22 protein-coding genes and 1 tRNA gene are annotated in these 20,394 nt (G+C 64.4%); 15 read left to right on the top strand and 8 right to left on the bottom strand.

The features are described from left to right. Nucleotides 1–251: 251 nt before the first annotated feature. The 3 genes from K1X74_14215 (at nt 252) to K1X74_14205 (ending at nt 3,155) form a co-directional block, all read left to right on the top strand. A complete protein-coding gene (locus K1X74_14215) occupies nt 252–404 on the top strand; it encodes a hypothetical protein (protein ID MBX7167480.1) in 153 nt (50 codons plus the stop codon). A 666-nt stretch (nt 405–1,070) separates the two neighbouring features. Then, nucleotides 1,071–2,870: a hypothetical protein gene (locus tag K1X74_14210; GenBank protein ID MBX7167479.1), complete on the top strand. Its 1,800-nt coding sequence runs from the start codon at nt 1,071–1,073 to the stop codon at nt 2,868–2,870. A gap of 48 nt (nt 2,871–2,918) precedes the next feature. After that, nucleotides 2,919–3,155 carry a hypothetical protein gene (locus K1X74_14205; protein ID MBX7167478.1) on the top strand — a complete coding sequence of 79 codons (237 nt, stop codon included), beginning with the start codon at nt 2,919–2,921 and terminating at the stop codon, nt 3,153–3,155. Between the two features lie 3 nt (nt 3,156–3,158). On the opposite strand, the gene K1X74_14200 is transcribed toward K1X74_14205, so the two are convergent. Continuing rightward, on the bottom strand, nt 3,159–3,833 hold the full coding sequence (locus tag K1X74_14200) for a hypothetical protein (protein ID MBX7167477.1): 675 nt from the start codon (nt 3,831–3,833) through the stop codon (nt 3,159–3,161). Further along, nucleotides 3,830–4,168: a hypothetical protein gene (locus K1X74_14195; protein MBX7167476.1), complete on the bottom strand. Its 339-nt coding sequence runs from the start codon at nt 4,166–4,168 to the stop codon at nt 3,830–3,832. Before K1X74_14195 ends, K1X74_14200 begins: the two co-directional genes overlap by 4 nt. 306 nt (nt 4,169–4,474) lie before the next feature. On the opposite strand from K1X74_14195, the gene K1X74_14190 reads away from it, so the two are divergent. From K1X74_14190 to K1X74_14180, 3 genes are all read left to right on the top strand, one after another. Then, nucleotides 4,475–4,954, top strand: a complete 480-nt coding sequence (locus tag K1X74_14190; GenBank protein ID MBX7167475.1) for a hypothetical protein — start codon at nt 4,475–4,477, stop codon at nt 4,952–4,954. Nucleotides 4,955–5,072: 118 nt separating this feature from the next. Then, a complete protein-coding gene (locus tag K1X74_14185; protein MBX7167474.1) occupies nt 5,073–5,735 on the top strand; it encodes a hypothetical protein in 663 nt (220 codons plus the stop codon). Nucleotides 5,736–5,855: 120 nt separating this feature from the next. Next, on the top strand, nt 5,856–6,281 hold the full coding sequence (locus K1X74_14180; GenBank protein MBX7167473.1) for a hypothetical protein: 426 nt from the start codon (nt 5,856–5,858) through the stop codon (nt 6,279–6,281). A gap of 322 nt (nt 6,282–6,603) precedes the next feature. Here the strand turns inward: K1X74_14180 and K1X74_14175 are convergent, their stop codons facing one another. Further along, a complete protein-coding gene (locus tag K1X74_14175; GenBank protein MBX7167472.1) occupies nt 6,604–7,335 on the bottom strand; it encodes a DUF4339 domain-containing protein in 732 nt (243 codons plus the stop codon). A 271-nt stretch (nt 7,336–7,606) separates the two neighbouring features. Between K1X74_14175 and K1X74_14170 the strand changes: the two genes are divergently transcribed. Next, nucleotides 7,607–7,969, top strand: coding sequence for a helix-turn-helix domain-containing protein (locus K1X74_14170; protein ID MBX7167471.1), 363 nt, complete (start codon nt 7,607–7,609; stop codon nt 7,967–7,969). A 76-nt stretch (nt 7,970–8,045) separates the two neighbouring features. Next, entirely contained in the window at nt 8,046–8,426 is a 381-nt protein-coding gene (locus K1X74_14165) for a hypothetical protein (protein MBX7167470.1), read from the top strand. Between the two features lie 673 nt (nt 8,427–9,099). Here K1X74_14165 and K1X74_14160 read toward each other — a convergent pair. Then, entirely contained in the window at nt 9,100–9,432 is a 333-nt protein-coding gene (locus K1X74_14160) for a hypothetical protein (protein MBX7167469.1), read from the bottom strand. A 24-nt stretch (nt 9,433–9,456) separates the two neighbouring features. Between K1X74_14160 and K1X74_14155 the strand changes: the two genes are divergently transcribed. Beyond that, nucleotides 9,457–10,497: a tyrosine-type recombinase/integrase gene (locus tag K1X74_14155; protein ID MBX7167468.1), complete on the top strand. Its 1,041-nt coding sequence runs from the start codon at nt 9,457–9,459 to the stop codon at nt 10,495–10,497. Here K1X74_14155 and K1X74_14150 read toward each other — a convergent pair. Both K1X74_14150 and K1X74_14145 read right to left on the bottom strand, forming a co-directional pair. Next, nucleotides 10,466–10,538: transfer RNA gene (locus K1X74_14150), tRNA-Lys, on the bottom strand. The two genes, K1X74_14155 and K1X74_14150, sit on opposite strands and share 32 nt — an antisense overlap. A gap of 178 nt (nt 10,539–10,716) precedes the next feature. Continuing rightward, entirely contained in the window at nt 10,717–12,678 is a 1,962-nt protein-coding gene (locus tag K1X74_14145) for a sigma-54-dependent Fis family transcriptional regulator (GenBank protein ID MBX7167467.1), read from the bottom strand. Between the two features lie 304 nt (nt 12,679–12,982). Here K1X74_14145 and K1X74_14140 point away from each other — a divergent pair, with 304 nt between their 5' ends. From K1X74_14140 to K1X74_14130, 3 genes are all read left to right on the top strand, one after another. Continuing rightward, the gene (locus K1X74_14140; GenBank protein MBX7167466.1) at nt 12,983–13,816 is read left to right on the top strand and encodes an enoyl-ACP reductase; all 834 of its coding nucleotides are present in this window, start codon (nt 12,983–12,985) and stop codon (nt 13,814–13,816) included. 19 nt (nt 13,817–13,835) lie between these two features. Then, on the top strand, nt 13,836–14,240 hold the full coding sequence (locus K1X74_14135; protein MBX7167465.1) for a (deoxy)nucleoside triphosphate pyrophosphohydrolase: 405 nt from the start codon (nt 13,836–13,838) through the stop codon (nt 14,238–14,240). A 303-nt stretch (nt 14,241–14,543) separates the two neighbouring features. Continuing rightward, nucleotides 14,544–15,716, top strand: a complete 1,173-nt coding sequence (locus tag K1X74_14130; protein MBX7167464.1) for a hypothetical protein — start codon at nt 14,544–14,546, stop codon at nt 15,714–15,716. 18 nt (nt 15,717–15,734) lie between these two features. Here the strand turns inward: K1X74_14130 and K1X74_14125 are convergent, their stop codons facing one another. Both K1X74_14125 and K1X74_14120 read right to left on the bottom strand, forming a co-directional pair. Continuing rightward, complete coding sequence (locus K1X74_14125) at nt 15,735–16,940, bottom strand: hypothetical protein (protein ID MBX7167463.1); 1,206 nt, start codon at nt 16,938–16,940, stop codon at nt 15,735–15,737. After that, nucleotides 16,937–17,713, bottom strand: a complete 777-nt coding sequence (locus tag K1X74_14120; protein MBX7167462.1) for an ABC transporter ATP-binding protein — start codon at nt 17,711–17,713, stop codon at nt 16,937–16,939. Before K1X74_14120 ends, K1X74_14125 begins: the two co-directional genes overlap by 4 nt. A 145-nt stretch (nt 17,714–17,858) precedes the next feature. On the opposite strand from K1X74_14120, the gene purM reads away from it, so the two are divergent. The 3 genes from purM to K1X74_14105 form a co-directional block, all read left to right on the top strand. Further along, the gene (gene purM / locus K1X74_14115; GenBank protein ID MBX7167461.1) at nt 17,859–18,923 is read left to right on the top strand and encodes a phosphoribosylformylglycinamidine cyclo-ligase; all 1,065 of its coding nucleotides are present in this window, start codon (nt 17,859–17,861) and stop codon (nt 18,921–18,923) included. Between the two features lie 240 nt (nt 18,924–19,163). Next, nucleotides 19,164–19,847, top strand: coding sequence for a carbonic anhydrase (locus K1X74_14110; GenBank protein MBX7167460.1), 684 nt, complete (start codon nt 19,164–19,166; stop codon nt 19,845–19,847). Between the two features lie 34 nt (nt 19,848–19,881). Beyond that, a partial coding sequence (locus K1X74_14105) for a SulP family inorganic anion transporter (protein ID MBX7167459.1) occupies nt 19,882–20,394 on the top strand: 513 nt, incomplete at its 3' end.

Raw genomic sequence — 20,394 nt, 5'->3', positions numbered from 1 at the left:
TTGTCGCTGCGCGATGCGCTGCCCTCGCGGCGCGACAGGATGGGATGCGCCGATTGCAAGGGCCAGAACGGGCATGAGGCACGCCGATTCCCGTTCTGGTTCCGGTCGGTCGCGCTCCCTGTGGATTGCCGCTGCAAGTGCGACGCTGGACGCATGCCGAGCCGCTCAGGCCACGCGTTGGTCAGGCGAATGATTGCCTGCCGCAGGGTTCACTTTGGCGGGGCGGCGGGGCAACAGACCTGGCAGCGGAAATGGCCACCTTGCAGGTCCGGGTCAAACACAGCATCAGCCGAGCCCTGCAAGCGCGGTTCGATGAGGAGCATGTCTTGCAGACCGCCGGCGCCTGGTTCTGCCGGCGACAGGCGGCCGGTGCGCTTCGACTCGAAGACCGTCAGGACCTGTGACGGCAGAGGGTTACGACCGAGCTCACCAAGACCCGGCGTCTGGCCCAATGCCACGGACAGGCGCAGCGCGACGCGGCTTGCAAGCCTGACCGACCGTACGGCCCTGGGAAACCTCCACTTCGGCCTGACGCAGCAGCCCGATGATCTGCTCCGCGGTAAACCGCGCGCGAGCCATAGTGAACTGCCTTCTATGTTCCAATGCCGAGCGTTGATCGCCTCCGACTCGAACCCCGATTCTTAGAGGGCGGGTCAACGCCAAGAACGAGGGGGCGATTGCCCCGGCGACAGAAGAATAGTTGACGACGGGTTTCGGGCCAGCGCCCCCTGATTGAGCTAGTGCCCCCTGTAGGACTCGAAGCGATTTCCGCAACACGATTGCCGGCAACTGCTTCGCTCCAGACACCCGAGGCCAGCGGCGCGCAATCCGGCGCGCATCATGCGCCGACAGGCTTATCCGAAGCATCGCACGGCCTCGTCGCCGAGCTGCTGCAGGCGATGGCTCACCTCACGCCCGACGAGCGACGCGCGCTCGCTGACGGCCTCGCGCGCCTCAACGATTCCAACTAGCCCCAGGTGGAAACCGTTTCCACCTGGGCAACGCATCGAGCTACCAGCAATCGCCTCCTTTGACCTGCGAGCCAATCGTTCCCGAAAGGCAGGGAAGTCATGTCTGACAACCGCGACGTCGTCGCGACGCTGCGCATCGTTGAATCTCCGGAGAACGCCCAGACATTCCGGTCCGCGGCGCAACAGGCTGAGCAGTTGCGGCGTCAGTACCAGTCCGCCGGCCGAGACGTGGCCGCGTCGCTTGGGGCCAATGTAGGCCGTCTCGGTGGCAACATGGCGATCGCGCTGCGGGCGAGCGCCGCGGAGCAGCGGCAGATTTTCGACGAGGCAATCCGCGTACACGACCAATTCGCGGCAACGGCACACGTCAACTCGCTGAAGGTCGTCAACTCGCTGACCAACGTCGGCCAGGGCGCGGTCAAGACGGCCAAAGCCGTAACCGTGCTGGGCCTCGCTGGGCAGGATGACCTGGAAAGGGCCCTACGCGTTTTCCTGAGGTTTAGCGCGGCAATCGACGTATTCGAGGGCCTGCACAAGTCGATCAAGGGGGTAGCGTCGGCCTACCAGATCATGACGACGGCAGCAGAGAGCGCCAGGGCTGCGAGATATGCCCTGAGTATCGCCGAGGTGTCATCGGGGGTTGTAGAGACCTTGAGCGGCGAAGCAATTCCTGGGGCCGCTGCGGCGATTGTGGCGAGGCGCGGCGGCGGCTTTGGCAGCCAGGCCGCCGTTGGCGCCGTCGAGGGCGCTGCGGCGGCCGGAGCGTCCGGCCTCTTGGGTCGAGCTGGTGCGGCCCTCGCTTCGGCAGGCGCGACCTTGGCAGGGCTCGCGCTGCCGATCGCTGGGGGCTTCGCCGCCGTGGTGGCCACGTTGGCCTGGTTCAACCCTGCGTTTCGCGAGGGACTGGGCGAATGGCTCGGGCTCACGGATGGCGAGGAAGAAGCCCGCAAGCGCACGCTCGACATGCTGAACCGCCGCAACCAGGTCGAGGCCGACGCCCGCGAGAAAGCTGCCATCCTCGACCGCGGCCGACGCGAGAGCGCGGCTCTCGACTTGCAGTACGCCGAGTTTCAGGACCAGCTCGGCGGTGGAACCGGTCATCGCGCTGCTTTGCTGAGCGCGCAACAGCGATCCGCGAGAGCGCGCATGGCTGCTGCTCGGTCCGATCTCGAAGCGGGGGTCAACCCTGACGAGGCCGTCGCCAATCTGGAAGCGGGCCGCGCAGACATCACAACGGCCCTGCGCGAGAGCATCAGCCTAGAGCGCGAGCGCTACAGCATTGCAAAGCGAAATACCGACGAGCAGCTCCGTGGCAGCCAGCAGGTGACCAGCGAGCTGCATAAGCAAAAGCGTGAGCTGGAGGATCAGACGCGCGAGATTCAAAACCAGATCGACCGTTATCGGGACCAGTACAAGTCAGCCGCTGAGCGATTCGGCGAGCTGTCAGCAGCGGAGCAGTCGCAGGCGATCCTGGCCAAGCAAGCCCTTGACGCCGGTCAAACGCTTACAGGCGACCAACGGCAGCTCCTCAAAGGCCTCGGGCTCGAAAGCGTCAATGAATCAATCGGCAAGCAGACCGAGGCCGCGGCGATGCGTGCTGGGTTCGGCAGCCACTTCGGCCAACAGGAAATGTCGGCCATCGCCTCGCTGCAATCTCAGCAACAGGGCATCAGGGCCCAGCAGACCAACATCGACGTTGCATTGGCCGCAAGGCACGAAATCGAGGTCAAGCTGCAGGCCGACCTAGGGCGCATTGCAGAGGAAGTCGCCAACAAGCTGTTTGGCATGTTTGAAGACCTGCGCAAGCAACTCGGCGAGGAAACCAGCGAAGCCCTGCGCCGCATGAACGAACAGCGTGCAACGCGCCGGATGGTCGAGGAAGCGTCGTCAACAGGCTGACGCGCCTTCAAGTGTGGTCTGCGCCAACCAAAGAATGGGAGCAACACCATGGAAGCCAATTCACACTTACCCGATAGCTGCCGTGCAATCGACCGTGAGCTGCTCGACGAACTGAAGCTTGACCGCGAGACGCTGCGGGCGATGAGCTACGCATTTTATCGGTCGATCGTCGCCGACCAGCGTAACCCCGTCATGGTCAGACTCTGGGCTCAAATGGCAATCGACCGGCTGTTGGGCCTGCACGCGCCATGCAAGATTGAAATAGCAAAGCAAATCCAAGATTGACGGCTAATACGTTGTCTCTTGCGACTGCACGGCAGCAGTGGGCTCGACGACAATGGATTGAGTCTGAAGCTCGTTGCGCAATTCGCTCTTTCGCTCCTCCATTTTCCTAAAGATGCGATCGCAGTCCACGCCTTGGCAGTTCGCAGAGATGAAGCGAGCCCAATCCTCAATCACGTCATCAAGCTGGTGGCATATATCGACAAGCCTCGTGGCATTGGATTCGCATTCGGTTTTGAATTTTATGCGCACCGCCCGCATCGGCTCGCCTTTAAGCTCGGGCAGGTCACACTCAGCCTTGGCGCAGCTAATCTGCGATTGCTCTGCAAACCGTTCCACGTTTGCCCTAAGCGTCATTAGGCGAAAGACAACACTCTCGGCCTGCGGGAGCCAGCGGTCGGTTACACGCTGCGCCACCCACTCCGCATCCTTTGTTGATCCGATCCAGTAGGCCAGAAGAAACAAGAACAATGAGAACAGCGTGTCAACGAGTGGCGTGAAGGCCGCTGGGTTGTACGCAAGGTAGATAGGCGGACCAATAGCAAAGCCCGCCACCAGAATCCATTGCGCGAACCTGATTCCACCGCTCAATCCGGCGCCGCTGATCGCAGGCTCTGAGCGTCGTGGCGGAATCTTCGACAGGTCAATACGCTCATAGTGGGGGGCGTTCTGATTGCTCACCGCAGGTGTCCCCTTGTAAATTCGGCCAGTTCGTCGTTGCTGGGCAGCCCGAGCGCGGTAGCCGTGTCTTTCAGCGCGCGAAGCGTGGCACCAACGACCTGCTCGAATTGGTGCAACTCGTCGAGGCGTGGCAGCGTACCTGAGGCCCACAAGTCGCGAATCTCGCTCAGTTCGTATTGCAACCCGCCAGCAAGCTGTGCCAGGTGTTCGAGGTCTTCAATCTTGGGCAAGCCATCCGCCAGCGCACGGCAGCGGTCCAGAATTACAGCCAACTGCGTTGCCAGCTCAGCCTGCGTTTGCAGATCGGCAGCCGAGGGCGAGCCTTGATTGTTCATGCGCATAGCTCCTGTGCAGGTGCGGCAGTCAGCCCTTGTACCGCGCAGCACGCAGTAGCAAATTCCTCGCCCAAGTCGAGGTCTGGGCGCCGCCCGCCTTCTCGATGGCCTTGCGCTCAGCTTCGTTCAGGCGAATTCGTAGCGTGTAGCTGCGGCGGTCCTCGGGCGGTCCAGTGGGGCGTGCCATGCCGTAAGTGTAGCAACGGGAATTCTTCGGCCAACCCCTGGAACTTTTCATTATCGTAGCTACACTAATTCTACCGCGGCCGAACCCTTCGGCTTGCAGCCACACCGGAGCCACTGACCATGCCAGCCCCCCAGGCCTTTGCCATCACGCCCGACCAGATCAAACGGCGCAAGCTGTCGCCGGCTCAAGTCGCCTTCCTGATTGAGAAGCAAAACGACGCCAGGCTTCGGCAGTGCGGCTACTCAGTCGCCAGCAAGGCAGGGCGAGCATTGCTCCGCAACCTCAACACAGCAAGTGAGCGCATCTCGGCAGTGGACCAGTACTCCCCTCGGCGCGACGTTCGAGCCCATGGGCGCTTTCCTCTCCGCAAACTCCAGGAGTTGCAAATAATGAAGACATCAAGCCGCACCCTCGCCAGTCGATCAGCCAATCAGCCCATCGCTCGCGTCTACTTCCTCGAACGGCTGAGCGCCAGCGGGACATGGAAGGTTGTCTGCGTGAGCATGAAACGCAGCACGCTAATAGGGGCCATGCAGGCAACTCGGGAAATGGGAGCGCAGGCGCGCATCCGCGCTGCGTGGGCGTTCGCTGTAGCCTAGGACACTACCCTGGGACGCGAGGGATGGGCGCCGTCTACCGACTCGTCATAACCTGATCTAAGTGCCCCGGGGCAGGCGTTTACCGCTCCGGGGCGTTGTGCCATCACGGAGGCAGCTCATGCACAGCGATTCAGCAGAACCGTCTGGCAGCGACGCCGTACCTGCGGCCGACGATCGGCAGCCTGCTGTTGGCGGTCCTGTCGAATTGCCAGGATGCGGCCCGGGCGATGCCCAGGAATGCGACGAGACGCCTGCTGAGTGGGCTGGCCGGGTGGCTGCGCACATCTCCAGGCTCGCCGCCGCAGCGGCAGCCGGCACCGGCCGGCCTTCAAAGCTGCGCGAAGCGGCCAGGATCGCAAGGCTGCTTGCTGGCCTCGCCGCCGGGGCAACACGCGAGGGCGCATGCGCGGCCGCAGGAGTGTCTTTCGCAGGCTTCCGAGCGTGGATGGTGGCCGGGGAGCACGCGGCACAATGCGAAGACAACGAAAGCCCGTTTCTGGCGTTTATGGAGGCTATAGAAACGGCCGAAGCCTCGTCTGAGGTCTCGCTGGTCGAAATCATTCGCAACGCGTCACAGACGAAATGGGTGGCCGCGGCGTGGCTCCTGGAGCGGCGCTGGCCTGCCCGATACGGCCGACGCCTAGCGTCTGAAGTACGGATCGACGATCAGCGCGACAGCCGCGAGTCTGAGATTTGGGAGGATGCGTTGCGCAAGCGAACCGACGAGGAGTTGGACCGGATTATTGCGCTGACGGAGCATACCGAGGGAGTGGAGGGCTAAGCTGACCGCCAACAAGAAAGACCCAGGCGGGCAGGAACGATTGCTGAAAGAGATCGCGCCGTGGCTGACCATAATCGCGAACAAGATCAGGCCGCCAAACCAATCCGCTTGCAGTTCCCGTTGGAAATGACCGACGAGGAAATCCTCGCCCAGATCAAGCTGATGACGCAGGGACATGTCGCAGCCGCCCAGGGCAACGCAGCCCATGATCAGTCGCCCACCCAGACCGAACCCCTCGCAACCCCGGCGTTCACGCACGAAAGGCTTGCCACCTGGAAGCTCATCGCCAAGCAGGGCGACGATCGATTCATGTTCGCGGCGCCACCGGCTAACGGGAGGCCGCAAAGCCTTGCCGTGGCGGCCGTGGCCGACTTCGGCACAGGCAAGCTGTACGTGGGCCCGCTCGTGGGCTCCTATTTGGCGCGGGGCTACTGGGAAGGCCTGAGCGAAGGCATCAACGAGGCCGAGATTCGTGAACGCGCCTCAAAGCTGGAGATCGACGCCAGGGGGCTGGCTGCCGTCGGCAAGTGCGCAGACGATCTGTAGGCGGAACCTGTCGGCCAAGTGCGATGTCGTGCGCCGTCGTGACAGCAAGGAAGTAACTGCCATGAACCAGAGGCTCGTCGATCGCTCGACAGTTCAGCGACGGCTCACGAAGCGAATCGAGCCTGCCGCCGTTGACCGTGGAGTCGCCAACGGCGCCGTGTCCGATGCGGCGCACGCGCAGCTCGATCGGCTGCTCAGGATCGCCAGCCAGCCAGGCTTTCATGGCGTGGTTGAGCTTAAAATCAGCGGCCGCGCACGGCCATCAGCGAAACGCACTGACCCGGTTTCCAGGTGGTAACGGTTTCCACCTGGCGAGCCCCCTCTAGTGGTACTTGGCCAACGCACCGGCAACAAAGAACACGTACCACCAGAAGAACCAGCCGGCGATTGACAGCAAGAAAAGCTTCGCGGCAGTCTCCCATCGACCATTGAGGGCTCGAAGAATCGCAAATAGCACGCCGACGCAAGGCATGGCCAGCGACACGATCGCTATCGCCCACATCCAGCGCCGTTCGTCCTCGTCTGCATGTCGCGCGGGAGCCTCCTGAGGCGATGCCGACGTCGTGGCAGTCTTGGGAACAGGTGGAAACAGTTCGCGCATCAACGCACCCGGCAGCCAGCGATCATCTGGCTCCAGTCGCACGAGCGTGTCAGGCGTGACGATGCCCTGGTCGATCAATTCACGCAATTCGACCCTCGTCAGTGGGCCAATCTCGCGACCGCTGGCCTGCTGAAAGTGCCAGGACCGCGCGTCTTCAACTTCCGAGGGATCGCACGTTGAAGCGGGCGGCGCACCGTTAGGCCAGAGCCCCTTGACCTGGCTAGCCTTCGCCCGCTTGTTTGTCGAGCCCCGGCGAATGATCGTGTCCGCGTTGAGAGTGCCAGCGGCGGCCAGGCCCTTCAGTTCGTCGGCGGTAAATGGCCCCAGCTCATCGCCGAAGTCATTCAGGTAAAACCAGTCTCGCATAGCCACACCCCTTCGGCTGGAACGGGAACCGTTAAAAAAATTCCGGCTCTCTTGCCTGACCCGAACGGGCAATGTTATTATTTCCATAGCGAGATCGCGATCATTCCAAACAACGCCCTGGGAACCGTTTCCCGTAGGCGAACTTGGCGGCCACGCGATCTCGCTAATCTCTGGGCCGCCATTTTTGCGCCCAGGGATAAAAACAAATGCCTCGTGGCCGCAGGCCTGAGGTAGGCGTTCGGAACCCCCGAAGCCCCGTGTCGGCATCGAGCCGGCGACGGGGCTTTTGTCGTTTATCGGCAACTAAATCGCGAGTTCAAGATGAGTTTGTCAAGCGTGGAAGGGTGGTGGCATCACGATGATCGCTAAGTCCTCCAGCTCGATTGAGGAATCGCTTGCCCGCGCTTTAGCGTCAGCCGTCACGGCGGCCATGTGTGAGGTCGTGGTGCCCGCGATCCGCGAGACACTTCGGGAGTCGTTCACTCGCGCCGAGCAGCATCAGCCAATAAACGTAGGGCTCGCTGATGCTGCTGTGCTGCTGAGCATATCCGAGAGCCAGCTACACCGGCTCGCGCGTCGCGGCGTCGTCCCTTCCCTCATCGTCGGCGGTCGGCGGCTGTTCTCGGTCGATGCACTGCGCGAGTGGGTCCAGCAGTCGAGCGGCGCGAACCGCAAATCCGCGCGGCAAGCGCCGAGGAAAAGCGAGGTCCAACGTGCCTAGGACCGCGCAGATATTAGATCGATGGCTGGAGCGGATGCCTGGGCTGGCAACTGACCCCGTCACAGCCCAACGCGTCGTGGTCGATCAGTTCGGCGTGCCTGTTCCCGATCGGCTCGCGCGTACGGGCTTCGGACAGGTGGGCGAGTTTCTCGCGCTCGTGCGCCGCTTAGACGAGGCCATCGACTTGCAAGAGCGCCTGTCGGCAAACCGGAAGCTCCTTGCGCAAGCCCACGTAAAGCTTGGAATCTTTGATCTGCGGCGCCATGCCGAGCACCTTCGCAGCGGAATCCCCGTCGCGGTTTGTCCTGGATGCCTCGGCAACGGATGCCGTCACTGTGAGGACGCCGGATTTTTGAGCGCCGAACGCTGGAATGCGATGCCGGAAATGTATCGGCGGGAGCACCTGACGCAACATGCCATCGGCCCGCCGGAGAAAGCACAAAGCCCAGCAACATAGAGTCGCCTCAGGTGGATACGTATCCACCTGACGACCACCGGCACGCCGGGCGCAAAAAACGCCCGGCACAGGCGCCAACCTGGCCGGGCTAATGCGAGAGAGCGGAGACCGAATCATGGCCAGCATATTGCCGCCTGTCAACATTGCAGACGCGACTGGTTTCGTCGGGTCGCATCACACGCCCGCGCTTGGCCGGGCCCCACCGCGTTCTCTTTGCGGTGGCTTGTTTTGCAAAAACAGCCCCGCCGTCGGCACCAAGCGGGCTCCAGGTGGCAACGGTTGCCACCTGAACTTGCCAAAGATCGGCGCCCCAATCGCCCACACCTGACCCCGCCGCGTGGCAGCACGAAAACGCGGCCAACACCCCGGAGCGACTGTCGTAGGCAGGCCGATGGCCCCAAGCGCACCATCGGCGGCAACTGGTTGAGCGATCAACTTGGAAGCTAAGTCGGCGGCTACCGCTTGCCGACAACTGCCACGGCTCGCGAGCCGGAAATGAGTACCCCAAAGAGGCAGTGTCCTCCGGGCGTGTTGTGACAGTATTCCTAGGGGTAGTGCGCGCCAATGGTCTACAAACACGGCCAGCCGCATGGATGCACGAAAACAACTTCCAGCAGAGCCCTTGAGGGAAGGTGCTGCACATGGACCGACCGCGACACAGCAACCGGCGGCGCTAGGTGTACGGCCGCCTCCTTCGCGCCTTGTGGTGGGCCAGCAAACCCTGCGGCTCGACAAGGCGGGGCGACTCGCGGAACATTTGGGAATTGCGATCAGCCTGAGGAAGTGAAGCATGGCAAGCATCTGCACGGACAAAGCCGGCAACCGGCGGATCGTGTTCAAAGCGCCGGACCGCAAGCGTCGAACGATCCGGCTCGGCAAAATGCCTCTGAGGGCGGCAGCCGTAGTGCGAACGCATGTCGAACGGCTGGTTGCAGCCAGGCTTGCTGGCAGCGCCGTTGAAGATTCCACCGGCGTTTGGCTCGCCAGCCTCGGCGATGAATTCCACGACCGGCTCGCCGCTGCGGGCCTCGTGGCAGCGCGAGGCAACGCGCTGCTGGGTACGTACCTCGACGGCTACATTGCAGGCCGAACGGATGCCAAGGCGCGAACGATCGTCAACCTGAAGCAATCGCGCGGGTACCTCGTCGAGTTCTTTGGTTGCGACCGCTCGCTGCGCGCCATCACGCCTGGCGATGCCGACGAGTACCAACGCTGGCTCCTGTCGCGCGTTGGCACGAACACGGCCGCGCGGCACTGTGGCAGAGCCAAGCAGTTCTTTCGCGCTGCCGTCCGCAAGCAGCTCATCCGAGAAAACCCGTTTGCCGACCTGAAGGGCTGTGCTGTGAAGGCCAACCCGGAGCGGCAGCATTTCGTTTCCCGCGAGGTAGCCAGCAAGGTGCTCGACGCCTGCCCGAACTCCCAATGGCGGCTCTTGTTCGCCCTGGCGCGATTTGGCGGGCTGCGATGCCCGAGCGAGGTCACGGGGCTGCGTTGGTCGGATATCAATTGGGCGGGCAGTCGCATGACGGTGCGTTCACCCAAGACTGAACGCCACGAGGGCCGCGAGTCGCGCGTGGTTCCGATCTTCGCAGAGCTGCGGACCTACCTGGACGCCGCCTGGGGCGAGGCGCCCGACGGCGCCGAGTTCGTGCTGACCATCGGCCGCGAGCAGGGAAGCAGCAAGAACTTCCGCACGCGCCTAGAACGGATCATCGCAACAGCCGGCCTGACGCCCTGGCCGAAGCTGTTCCAAAACCTGCGCAGCACGCGGCAGACGGAGCTGGAAGAATCCTTCCCCTCGCATGTGGTCTGCCAGTGGCTCGGCAATTCACAGGCGGTTGCACGGCGGCACTACCTGCAGGTGACCGAGGATCACTTCACGCGTGCCGTGGCCAAGCCAGGAGAGGCGGCGCGCAATCCGGCGCGCGCTACGGTCGCCGGGAGTGATTCAGAGTCGCTCGTGCGCGAGTGCGGCGAGCAAGAAAGCGACTACGTACCTGCGGTGCCGATCCTAGGCGACTGCTGCACAAATGAACATATGCCCCCTGTAGGACTCGAACCTACAACCTAGTGATTAAGAGTCACTTGCTCTGCCAGTTGAGCTAAGAGGGCGTATCCGGCGCCGCGCTTTATGGCACTCTTGCGGCTGGGCCGCGGCAGGCTGCGGGCGAAGGATTCCGGTTATGGTACCGTTTGAGCCCCCGGCGGCAAGGGTCTCGATCGGACGCACTGCGCCGAGGGCCCCGAGCCGGGTTCGCCACCTGGCGCGACGGCCGACCAGCGCCGGCCGCTAGCGGCTTTTTTCTTCCATCCCTAAGAGGCGCATCTTGCGATATAGGTTCGAGCGATGCAGGCCCAACTGCTCGGCCGCGTCGCTCATGTTGCCCCGGGCGCGGCCGATCGCCTTGCGGATGTACTCCGACTGAAATTTATCCGTGGCCTCACTCAGGGTCAGGTCGCCCGCGACGAGCGGAGGCTGATCGCCGGCGGGGGCCAGCGCAAAAGCCAGGTCGTCGGCTTCGATGCGCTCGCCCGGCAACAAGAAGGCCAGCCGCTCCATCAGGTTCCGCAACTCGCGCACGTTGCCGGGCCAGGTGTGCTGCTGCATGCGCCGCCTGGCCTCGGGCGAGAACCGCAATGGCCGCCGACGCGCACGCGCGCAGAATTCGCCCAGGAAGTGCTCGGCCAGCAGCAGCACATCGTCGGCGCGGTCGCGCAACGGCGGCAACACCAGCGTCACCACATTGAGGCGAAAATAAAGGTCTTCGCGAAACTTCTTCGCACGCACCATCGCGGCCAGGTCCTGGTTCGTCGCCGCGATCACGCGGGTATCCGTCGGGATCGCCTGCGAGCCGCCGACGCGAACCACGATCTTGTCCTCCAACACGCGCAACAATTTCGCCTGGCCGGCGAGGCTCAAATCGCCAATCTCGTCGAGAAACAGCGTTCCACCCGAGGCGAGTTCGAACTTGCCGGCGCGGCTTTCGCGAGCATCGGTGAAGGCCCCCTTCTCGTGGCCGAACAGTTCGCTTTCGATCAGCGTTTCACTGATTGCCGCGCAGTTCACCGCGATCAGGGGGCGTTCGCGGCGCTGGCTCAAATAGTGGATCGATTGGCTGACGACCTCCTTGCCCGTACCGTTTTCGCCCAAGATGAGCACCGCCAGATCGGTACTGGCCACGCGGCCGATGGTCGAACGCAAGGCCTCGATCGCCGGGCTGGCCCCCACGAGCCGCACCTGTTCGGCGGCCCGATCGGTAAGCTGTTGCCGGCTCTTGAGCAGCTCGGCGCGCTCCTGGGTGTTTTCCAGCGCCGTACTGGCGTGCGCTGCCAATTCGAGCAGGGCCGCTTCGTCCTCGTCGGTAAAGTTCCCGACGAGCTTGTTGATCATTTCGAAGGCGCCGATGACTTCGCCTTCGCGCCCGCGCAAGGGGACGCACAGCAGCGTTTTGGTCTCGTACCGCAGCCGGGTATCGACCTGTCGATCGATTTCACCCTGGTCCGCGTGCAGGTCGACGCGCCGCGTCTCGCCGGTGTGGATGACCTGCCCGACGATGCCGGTATCGTCCGGAATACGCAGCTCGCCCCCGGCCACGCCCAAGGCCGGGCGCGCCACGAGCGACTTGGCTCGACGGTCCCAGAGAAAAATGCTCGCCCGATCCGCCCTCAACAATCGCGTCGCCGCTTGGGCCATCTCCTTGAGCAGTTCTTCGGTGTCTTGGGCCTGATACCAACGGGCCGTGATTTGCATCACCGCTTCGAGGCGATCGAGCCGCCGGCGCAAGGCGTCGAGCGAGCGCTGCGCGCCCGACGCGTCGTTGAGGATGCCGGCCAAGGCGACTAGCCGAGCGAGGCCTTCGCGTAGCGGCTCGCGACCGGGCAGGTTCGCCACGACCACGCGCGGCGAAGTCGATCGGGCCGCGATCGGCGCCGCGACCCAGCCCGATCGGCCGCGCGGCTGATCGGCGTCGAGACAGTCGGCCAACAGATCGGTAGGCAGCGGTCGCGAGCGGCCCGACTGATGAGCGACATGCCAACGGCCGGCGCTGGCCGCGGCGAGGGCGACGTAATCGGCCGGGAGCGCGGCCGCCAATTCGTCGAGAGCGGCCCCCCAGAACCGTTCGGCGTCGAGCTGCGTCGCGAGCTGCCAGAACCGGACGACCGCGGCCAGGCGTGCCGGATCGGTCCTTAAGCTCTCGGGCAACGCGCTCGGCTCTTGGGGCGGGCTCCAAACGGCAGTCGATTCGGCCACGGCGACTTCTCCCGGCGGCACCCGAGTTCGAGCCGCACCTCCGGGGCCGGCTCATCTCAATCAATACGACACACAGCGTTATAGGGTTTGTCGTCGAAAAGACAAAATTCTTGAAAACGACTGATGCATTCCCTGGGCGGCTGCGCTTGGAGAATAGCTACCGGGCTGTATCGAATTTGCGGCGCGGGCCGGAGCGTCGTTGTCTCGTTGCTGTGGGGGCGATATCCTACGCCGGCACGCCCACGGAGGGATTCAAGGGCCCTCCGCCGGCCCCCTGGCGCCTCGACCGCGGAGTATTGCAATCATGGGACTGTTCGACGGCAAGAAAGGCTTGATTCTCGGGGTAGCCAACGAAAACTCGATCGCCTGGTCGATCGCCGATTTCGTGATGGCCGAGGGGGCGCTGTGCGGCTTCACGCACCTGCCCGACCGTCCCGACGATACCCGGCAGCGCAATCGCCGCCGCGTCGCGCAACTGACCGACGTCGCGCCGAATGCCCGTTTTCTCGAACCGCTCGACGTCCAGAACGACGCCGATATCGCGGCGGTGATGGACAAGGCCGCCGCCACCTTCGGCAAGCTCGATTTCCTGGTCCACTCGATCGCTTTCGCCCCGCTCGAAGACCTCAAGTGCCCGACGCTCGAGGCGAGCCGCGCGGGCTTCACGCTGGCGATGGAGATTAGCGCGTACAGCCTGATGGCGGTGACCCGGGCCGCGGCCGGCGTGCTGAACGACGGCGCGAGCGTCGTGACGATGACCTACTTCGGCGGCGAAAAGTGCGTGCCCGGCTACAACCTGATGGGGGTCTGCAAAGCCACGCTCGACGCGATCGTCAAATATCTGGCCTACGACCTGGGGCCGCGCGGAATTCGGGTCAACGCCGTGAGTGCAGGCCCGTTGCGCACCCTTGCCGGGCGAGGGGCGGGTGTCGACGATATGTTGCTGCTCTACGAAAAGATGGCCCCGCTCGGGCGCAACATCACGCATGAGGAAGTGGGCCGGACGGCCGGATTCTTGTTGTCCGACATGAGCAACGGCATCACCGGCGAAATCCTGCACATCGACGGCGGCTACAACGCCATGGGCGCGCCGGGCCGACTGCTCGATGGCTTCAAGGATCAGTTGCGCGGCGCGTGAACCGCAGAGCGGCCGTTTCATGACGCGTGCCGAGCCCCAGCAAATTGCGGTCGCCCTCGTGCTCGACGGCGATTGGGCGCTCGTCGGCGTACGGCCCGAGGGCAAGCCCTTGGCCGGCTACTACGAATTTCCCGGCGGCAAGATCGAGACCGGCGAAACGCCGGACGCCGCGGCCGTGCGCGAAACGCGCGAAGAGACGGGCCTCGACGTCGAACCGGTCCGCGAGCTGCTCACCACGCAGCACGTCTATCCGCACGGCCACGTCGAGCTGCATTTCATCCTCGCGCGCGTTCGCGGCGACATGCGCCCGCCGCGGTTTCCCTTTGCGTGGCTGCGCGCGGCGCGGCTCGAACGGCTGTGCTTCCCGCCGGCCAACGCACCGCTGCTCGACGAACTGCGGCGCGCAGGCTTGATTTCTCGGTGATCTGCAGCGCGGTGCTAGCTGCTGGCGCCCATCTGGGCTAGGCCCGTCTGGCGCCGGTGGTTACGCTCTGCAAACCTTACAAACGAGCGTGAGTCCGGCATTCGCCGCGGGGACGAAGTCACGCACGTCGGTCAAGGCGCAAGCGCAGGTGACCAGCCGCCTTGGCGGTCGCCTGCGGTTACGGGGGAATACGACGCAGGCCTCGCCGGCTCGCGATTTGCACGACTCGGTCGAGCCGGTCACCGTCACCGCAGGACTGCGGGGCAACGGTTCACTGCAGGAAGCAGGAAGGAACATTCGGGCATGGAAGCTCGCCTGGTTCGGGTCGCGTGCGCCGCGACCCTGTTGATGTTGTGTGGCGCCAGCTATCGCACGCCGAATTTTGTCGTCCAAGCCCCGACCGACGAATTTGCCCGCGCCGTCGGCGATACGGCCGAACAATATCGCCGCGACCTGGCCATCGAATGGCTCGGCCAGGCGATGCCCAACTGGGTCCAGCCTTGTCCGATCCGGGTCAGCGTGGCCGAGAATCTCGGCGCCGGCGGAGCCACGAGCTTTGTCTTCGACCGCGGCGAGGTCTTCGGCTGGGACATGCAAATTCAGGGCCCGCCCGACCGGATCCTCGACTCGGTGCTGCCGCACGAAGTGACGCATACGATCTTCGCCAGCCATTTCCGCCAGCCGCTGCCGCGGTGGGCCGACGAAGGCGCTTGCACGACCGTCGAGCACAACAGCGAGCGCCGCAAACAGGGCCGGATGCTGATCGAGTTCTTGCAGACCGGCCGCGGCATCGCGTTCAGCAAGATGTTCGCGATGAAAGACTATCCGGCCGACATCCTGCCGCTCTACTCGCAGGGCCATTCGCTGGCCAGCTACTTGATCGATCAAGGCGGCAAGCGTGAGTTCATGCGGTTCGTCAAAGATGGCCTCGATGGCCGGCGCTGGAGCGAGGCCGTCGCGATGCACTACGGCTTCAATGATCTCGGCCAACTGCAGACCACCTGGCTCGATTGGGTGCGCCAAGGCTCGCCCATGCCGGTGCCCGTCGCGCTGCGCGGCCGCGACAGCGGCGTGCAATTGGTCAGCGGTACGAACGCGGGCAACCGCATCTACCGCGGACAAAGCGCCGACACGGCGCCGACTCCGGAAGCCACGGCCAGCGTGTACGATCGCCGCGGGCGCGGGCCCTTGGCGACGACCCAAGCCGCGTTGCCCGCGACGGATGCCGACGACAACGCCGCCTGGCGTCCTAGTGGGCCGAATGCCTCGCCAGCCGCTCCGTCCACACCCCCGGCCGGCGAACAGTTGGCCGCCAACGCCGCGCCGAACGGCGCAGGCCAGGTGATTCTCGAATGGAGCCGTGACCAGGCCGCCACCGGCCAGGCGAGTCCGCCGCGTGTTGCCGCGGCCGCTACGCCCCAGGCGCCAGTGTTTCTCGAAGCTGCCGTGCCGCAGATGTCGCCCTTGCGGCGATAGGCGCCCGCGACGCGGTGCCTAGACTTCGGCGAACTGCGCGGCGCGCGATCCGGCGACGATCCGGTGTTGCCCGGTGAATTGCCAGGCCCGCAGGCTGGGCGGAAATCCCAGGACGATCGTCAGGCTCAACCAATTTGCGATCAGGCAGGCTGCAAAGTGGCCGCAGCCCAGCTCCCTGAGCACCCACGGACCGAACAATGTCGTCAGGACGGTCGCCACAGGCGCGAGGTAGACGACGTCATGGCGCGGCATCCAAAGGCGTCCGGTGCGGATGCGGCCAGCCACGCTGATCGTCGGCAAATAGGCGTGAATGTAGAAGAAGAGCCTCACGACTGCCGCGATGAGGCCGATTCCCAATTGCGGCACCCGGATTTCGGTCTCGCCCGATACATCGAGAGCCGTAAGCGACAGGAAGGCGGTGACCAAGAGCGGTAAGAGCACCACCTCGGGGCGCGCCAGGCCGAGAGAATCCAAGTCGCCGTCGACCGGGACGAGCCGGTTCCAGGGCCAGATCCCTTCGGCGGCGCCCGCTTCGCGACCTGAATTTCTGACCAGGCGAAGCTTGGGATAGCGATGCACCGGCCAAGGGAACCGAGCCATCGACATGTGCAGGCCCCACCAGGCGATCGCGTAGGCGATCGCGACGAGCAGGGCCACGTTGGTAGGCAACTTGTGTTGAAAGAGCAGCGCTATGAGCAGGAACGCGACGCCGTAGGCAGAAGCATAGGCCTCGCAATCGATGAGCGTCGGCAACGCCGCCACGAGCCAGCCGATGACCAGCGCCAACGCTGTTTCGAACCACAGCGAGTTGCCCAGCCAGACGTAATTCGCCGCCCCCAACGACAGCCACACCACGGCGTCTTGCGGCACGAGGTGCACAGGGCCGAGAGGCAAGGGATCGCGCCGAGTCCAGGGCGTCGCGAGCATCCATTCGCGATACGCCTGCCAGTAAGTGGGATGAAACCAGAAGACGCGATAGAGCCCATACAAGACCATCAACACGTAGGAAAGAATCCGCATCCCGGGGCGGGCCAGCTCCCGAACCTGCTCGAGCGAAAAGCAGCGATGGCTGTCGCCGGACCAGAAAAAAAAGAGCGCATTCAGGCCCAACGGCCAGACGCTGAAGAGCAGCCACATTGTGCAGGCGATGGCCAGCAGGGCCGGCGGCGGCAGTACGACGCGCATCCAGCGGCGAAAGCTGGCCGCGACCGCGCGGGCAGTCATCGCTGCTCTCCGCGAAGGTAAGCCTCGATGTGGCTTTGCGCCTCGGGAAACACGAGCCTTTCCAGGGCCGCGGCGAGGCTCGATTTGCCGGCCTGCTCGCACAGACGCGCCGGCGTGTCGTAGGCCAGCACCCGGCCTTCTTGCAAGACGATCACCCGCTCGGCGAACTCTTCGAGCAGCTCGGGCGCCGGCGCCGACATCAGCACGGTGACATCGTCGCGCGCGGCGAGATGCCGCAGCACCCGTTTGAGCGCGATGACGCCCGCCGGATCGAGCCCGCCGCCGAACAGTTCGTCCATCAGCAAGATCGGCGCGTCAGTCGCCAACACGGCGGCGATGGCCACTTTCTTCTTCTGGCCGTTCGAGTAGCCGCCGATCGGCCAGTCGCTTTCGCGACCCAGATCGAACAGCGCAAACAGCCGGTCGACATGATCGAACAGCCGCGATGATTCAACGCCGTAAAGCTGGCCGACGGCCAAGAGGAACTCGCGTCCCGTGCGATTGAGCGGTAGCCAGGGATGGTCGGGCAGGTAGGCGACGCGGCGACGAATGGCCAACTCGTTGGCCTCCGAACTGCGGCGGCGCAGGCCGTCGATCTCGCAATGGCCGACTTGCGGTTCGAGCAGGCCCGCGACGACGCGCAACAGCGTCGATTTGCCCATCCCGTTCGGCCCGACGACGGCGACGAGCCCGCCCGCGGGAATCTCGAGATCGACGTCGCGCAGCACCGGCCGCACGCCGTAATGCTGCGTAACATGCTGCAGGCGAATCATTCGCGGCCCCAATTGGTTCGTGAGCAGGTCACGGGTGATTCTACGCAGTGTGGCCGTAGCGTGTCGCGCGGGCCGTTTGACACTCCGCGCGGGGGGCTCCTAAAATCAGCCCCTTGCAGCCTGACTGCGGCGTGACGGAACTTTCATGGCAAAAACGACTTACAAGGACGCGGGCGTCAATCTCGACATCTATCGCGAGTCGATGTCGAGACTACCCCGGTTGATGCGACGCACGCAGTCGCCGCGCGTATTGCCGCTGCCCGGGGGCTTTGCCGGCCTGTTTCAGTTGGACTTCGAGAGCCCGCTGTTTCGTCGCCAGTATCGCGATCCGGTGCTGGTCTCGTGCACCGACGGCGTCGGCACCAAGCTCAAGGTGGCGCTGCTCGCCGCGCGGCACAGCACGGTCGGCATCGACCTGGTGGCCATGAGCGTCAACGACGCCTTGTGCTGCGGCGCAGAGCCCTTGTTCTTTCTCGACTACGTGGCGATGTCGCACGACGACCCGGAGCTGCTCGAGCAGATCGTCTCGGGCATCAGCGACGGGTGCGTCGAAAGCGACTGCGCGCTACTGGGCGGCGAGACCGCCATCATGCCCGACTTGTATGCCCGCGGTGACTACGACCTCGCCGGGTTCTGCGTCGGCGTCGTCGAGCGGGCACGCATGATCGACGGCCGCGCCATCGCCGCCGGCGACGTGCTGCTGGGCATCGCCTCGTCCGGGCTGCATTCGAACGGCTATAGCCTGGTGCGCAAGATCGTCTTCGAGCAAGCGCGGCTGGCGATTGACGAGCCGATCGACGAGCTCGGTCAGACCGTGGGCGAGGCCCTGCTGACCCCGACGCGGATCTATGCCCGCGCGGTCAAAGCGGTGCTCGACCACTACACCGTCAAGAGCGTGGTCCACGGGATCGCTCACATCACCGGGGGGGGGCTTTTCGAGAACTTCGAGCGAATCCTGCCCGAGGGGTGCAGCGCGATCATCGATCGCGGCTCTTGGCCCGTGCCGCCGGTGTTTCCCTGGTTGGCGCGGCTGGGCGACGTCGATCCGGAGGAGATGGAACGGGTGTTCAACATGGGCCTGGGCCTGGTGATGGCCGTCAGCCCGTATTACGCCGAAAGCATTCGCCATCAACTCGAGGGGCTGGGCTACGAGACCAGCACGATCGGCGAGATCGTGGCCGGTCCGCGCAGCGTGCAGTGGCGCGGATAGATAGCGCCCTTAGCAGTTTTCCGGGAAAATTGCGGAGATTGTCTGCTTGCGCGGAAAACTCGGGTGTACTCGCCGCCGCCTTAATGTTAAGATTCCTTAAGGTATGTCGCCTCGTTCGAGGCGGCGGAACCAAGTGCTCGGCATCGTTCGTAACACGCAGACGGCCCGTCGCGCAGACGTTCGCCTTTGCGCCAATGCCACGTTTTCGGCACGCGTCAATCTTTTCCAAGGGCTCGTCTCATGGAGCAACTTCTCCAAGGCATTCGCGCGTTTCGCGAGCAGATCTATCCGCAACATCAGGCCTACTTCGAATCGCTGGCGGCCAAACAGCAAGAGCCGCAGGCCTTGATGATCACCTGCGCCGATTCGCGGATTCACCCCAATTTGATCACGCAAACCGAACCGGGCGAACTGTTCCTGATTCGTAACGCGGGCAATATCATCCCGCCGTACGGTTCGGCCAACGGCGGCGAAGGCGCCACCGTCGAGTATTCGATCGAAGTCCTGGGCATCCGCAATATCATTCTCTGCGGCCACTCCCAATGCGGCGCCATGACGGCCCTCATGCAACACCTGGGCGACTCGCTGCCATCGGTGAGCAAGTGGTTCTCGCATGCCGAAGCCACGCGGCAGATCATGAGCCGCAAGTACCCGGGCCTGCAGGGCGAAGAGCTCGCGCGCCGCACAGCCGAAGAAAACGTGCTCGTGCAATTGAACAATCTCAGCACGCACCCTTGCGTGGCGGCGCGGCTGGCTTGCGGCGATCTGCACGTCTACGGCTGGTATTACGACATCGGCCGCGGCATCGTTGCCGAGTACGACCAGACTCGCGGCAGCTTTGTCGAGTTGGACAACATCTCGCGGCCGGCGTCGCCGCTGCCCGTCACGCATCCCTACAACCCGCCGGCGAAACCGCAAGCCTGAGCTTGCGCACCGCGAGCGGTTCGGGAGACCAGCCATGTCGGGTGCTGCCTCGACTGCGGCCGGCGGCCGTTCAACGTCCCCGAGGCGTGCGGATATCCTGGCCTCGATCGTCGTGTTTCTGGTGGCGCTGCCGCTGTGCATGGGCATCGCGATCGCCTCGGGAGTGCCGGTCGCAGCAGGCTTGATCACCGGCATTGTGGGCGGGCTCGTCGTGGCCCCGTTGGCAGGCTCGCCGCTGCAGGTCAGCGGCCCCGCCGCGGGCCTGACGATCGTCGTCTACCAGATCGTCGGCGAGTTGGGCCTGCCGGTGCTGGGCACGGTGGTCGCGGTGGCTGGCGCCTTGCAGGTGCTGGCGGCGGCGCTGCGCTTGGGCCAGTGGTTTCGTGCCGTGTCGCCGGCCGTGATTCACGGCATGCTTTCCGGCATCGGCATCCTGATCTTCGCCTCGCAGTTTCACGTCATGGTCGACGACCGCCCGCGCGAAAGCGGCTGGGAAAACCTGTTCACCCTGCCCAGCGCGCTGCAAAAGGGCCTGCCGCTCCCCGCG

The organism is Pirellulales bacterium, assembly GCA_019694435.1.
GTDB lineage: Bacteria > Planctomycetota > Planctomycetia > Pirellulales > JAEUIK01 > JAIBBZ01.
This window is presented reverse-complemented; position numbering and strand designations above follow the sequence as displayed.

Excerpts from the sequence above, each read along its gene's own strand:
- K1X74_14215 (MBX7167480.1), top strand. The coding sequence starts at position 252 with ATGGCCACCTTGCAGGTCCGGGTCAAACACAGCATCAGCCGAGCCCTG.
- K1X74_14210 (MBX7167479.1), top strand. The coding sequence starts at position 1,071 with ATGTCTGACAACCGCGACGTCGTCGCGACGCTGCGCATCGTTGAATCT.
- K1X74_14205 (MBX7167478.1), top strand. The coding sequence starts at position 2,919 with ATGGAAGCCAATTCACACTTACCCGATAGCTGCCGTGCAATCGACCGT.
- K1X74_14195 (MBX7167476.1), bottom strand. The coding sequence starts at position 4,168 with ATGAACAATCAAGGCTCGCCCTCGGCTGCCGATCTGCAAACGCAGGCT.
- K1X74_14190 (MBX7167475.1), top strand. The coding sequence starts at position 4,475 with ATGCCAGCCCCCCAGGCCTTTGCCATCACGCCCGACCAGATCAAACGG.
- K1X74_14185 (MBX7167474.1), top strand. The coding sequence starts at position 5,073 with ATGCACAGCGATTCAGCAGAACCGTCTGGCAGCGACGCCGTACCTGCG.
- K1X74_14175 (MBX7167472.1), bottom strand. The coding sequence starts at position 7,335 with ATGGAAATAATAACATTGCCCGTTCGGGTCAGGCAAGAGAGCCGGAAT.
- K1X74_14170 (MBX7167471.1), top strand. The coding sequence starts at position 7,607 with ATGATCGCTAAGTCCTCCAGCTCGATTGAGGAATCGCTTGCCCGCGCT.
- K1X74_14140 (MBX7167466.1), top strand. The coding sequence starts at position 12,983 with ATGGGACTGTTCGACGGCAAGAAAGGCTTGATTCTCGGGGTAGCCAAC.
- K1X74_14135 (MBX7167465.1), top strand. The coding sequence starts at position 13,836 with ATGACGCGTGCCGAGCCCCAGCAAATTGCGGTCGCCCTCGTGCTCGAC.
- K1X74_14130 (MBX7167464.1), top strand. The coding sequence starts at position 14,544 with ATGGAAGCTCGCCTGGTTCGGGTCGCGTGCGCCGCGACCCTGTTGATG.
- K1X74_14125 (MBX7167463.1), bottom strand. The coding sequence starts at position 16,940 with ATGACTGCCCGCGCGGTCGCGGCCAGCTTTCGCCGCTGGATGCGCGTC.
- K1X74_14120 (MBX7167462.1), bottom strand. The coding sequence starts at position 17,713 with ATGATTCGCCTGCAGCATGTTACGCAGCATTACGGCGTGCGGCCGGTG.
- purM (MBX7167461.1), top strand. The coding sequence starts at position 17,859 with ATGGCAAAAACGACTTACAAGGACGCGGGCGTCAATCTCGACATCTAT.
- K1X74_14110 (MBX7167460.1), top strand. The coding sequence starts at position 19,164 with ATGGAGCAACTTCTCCAAGGCATTCGCGCGTTTCGCGAGCAGATCTAT.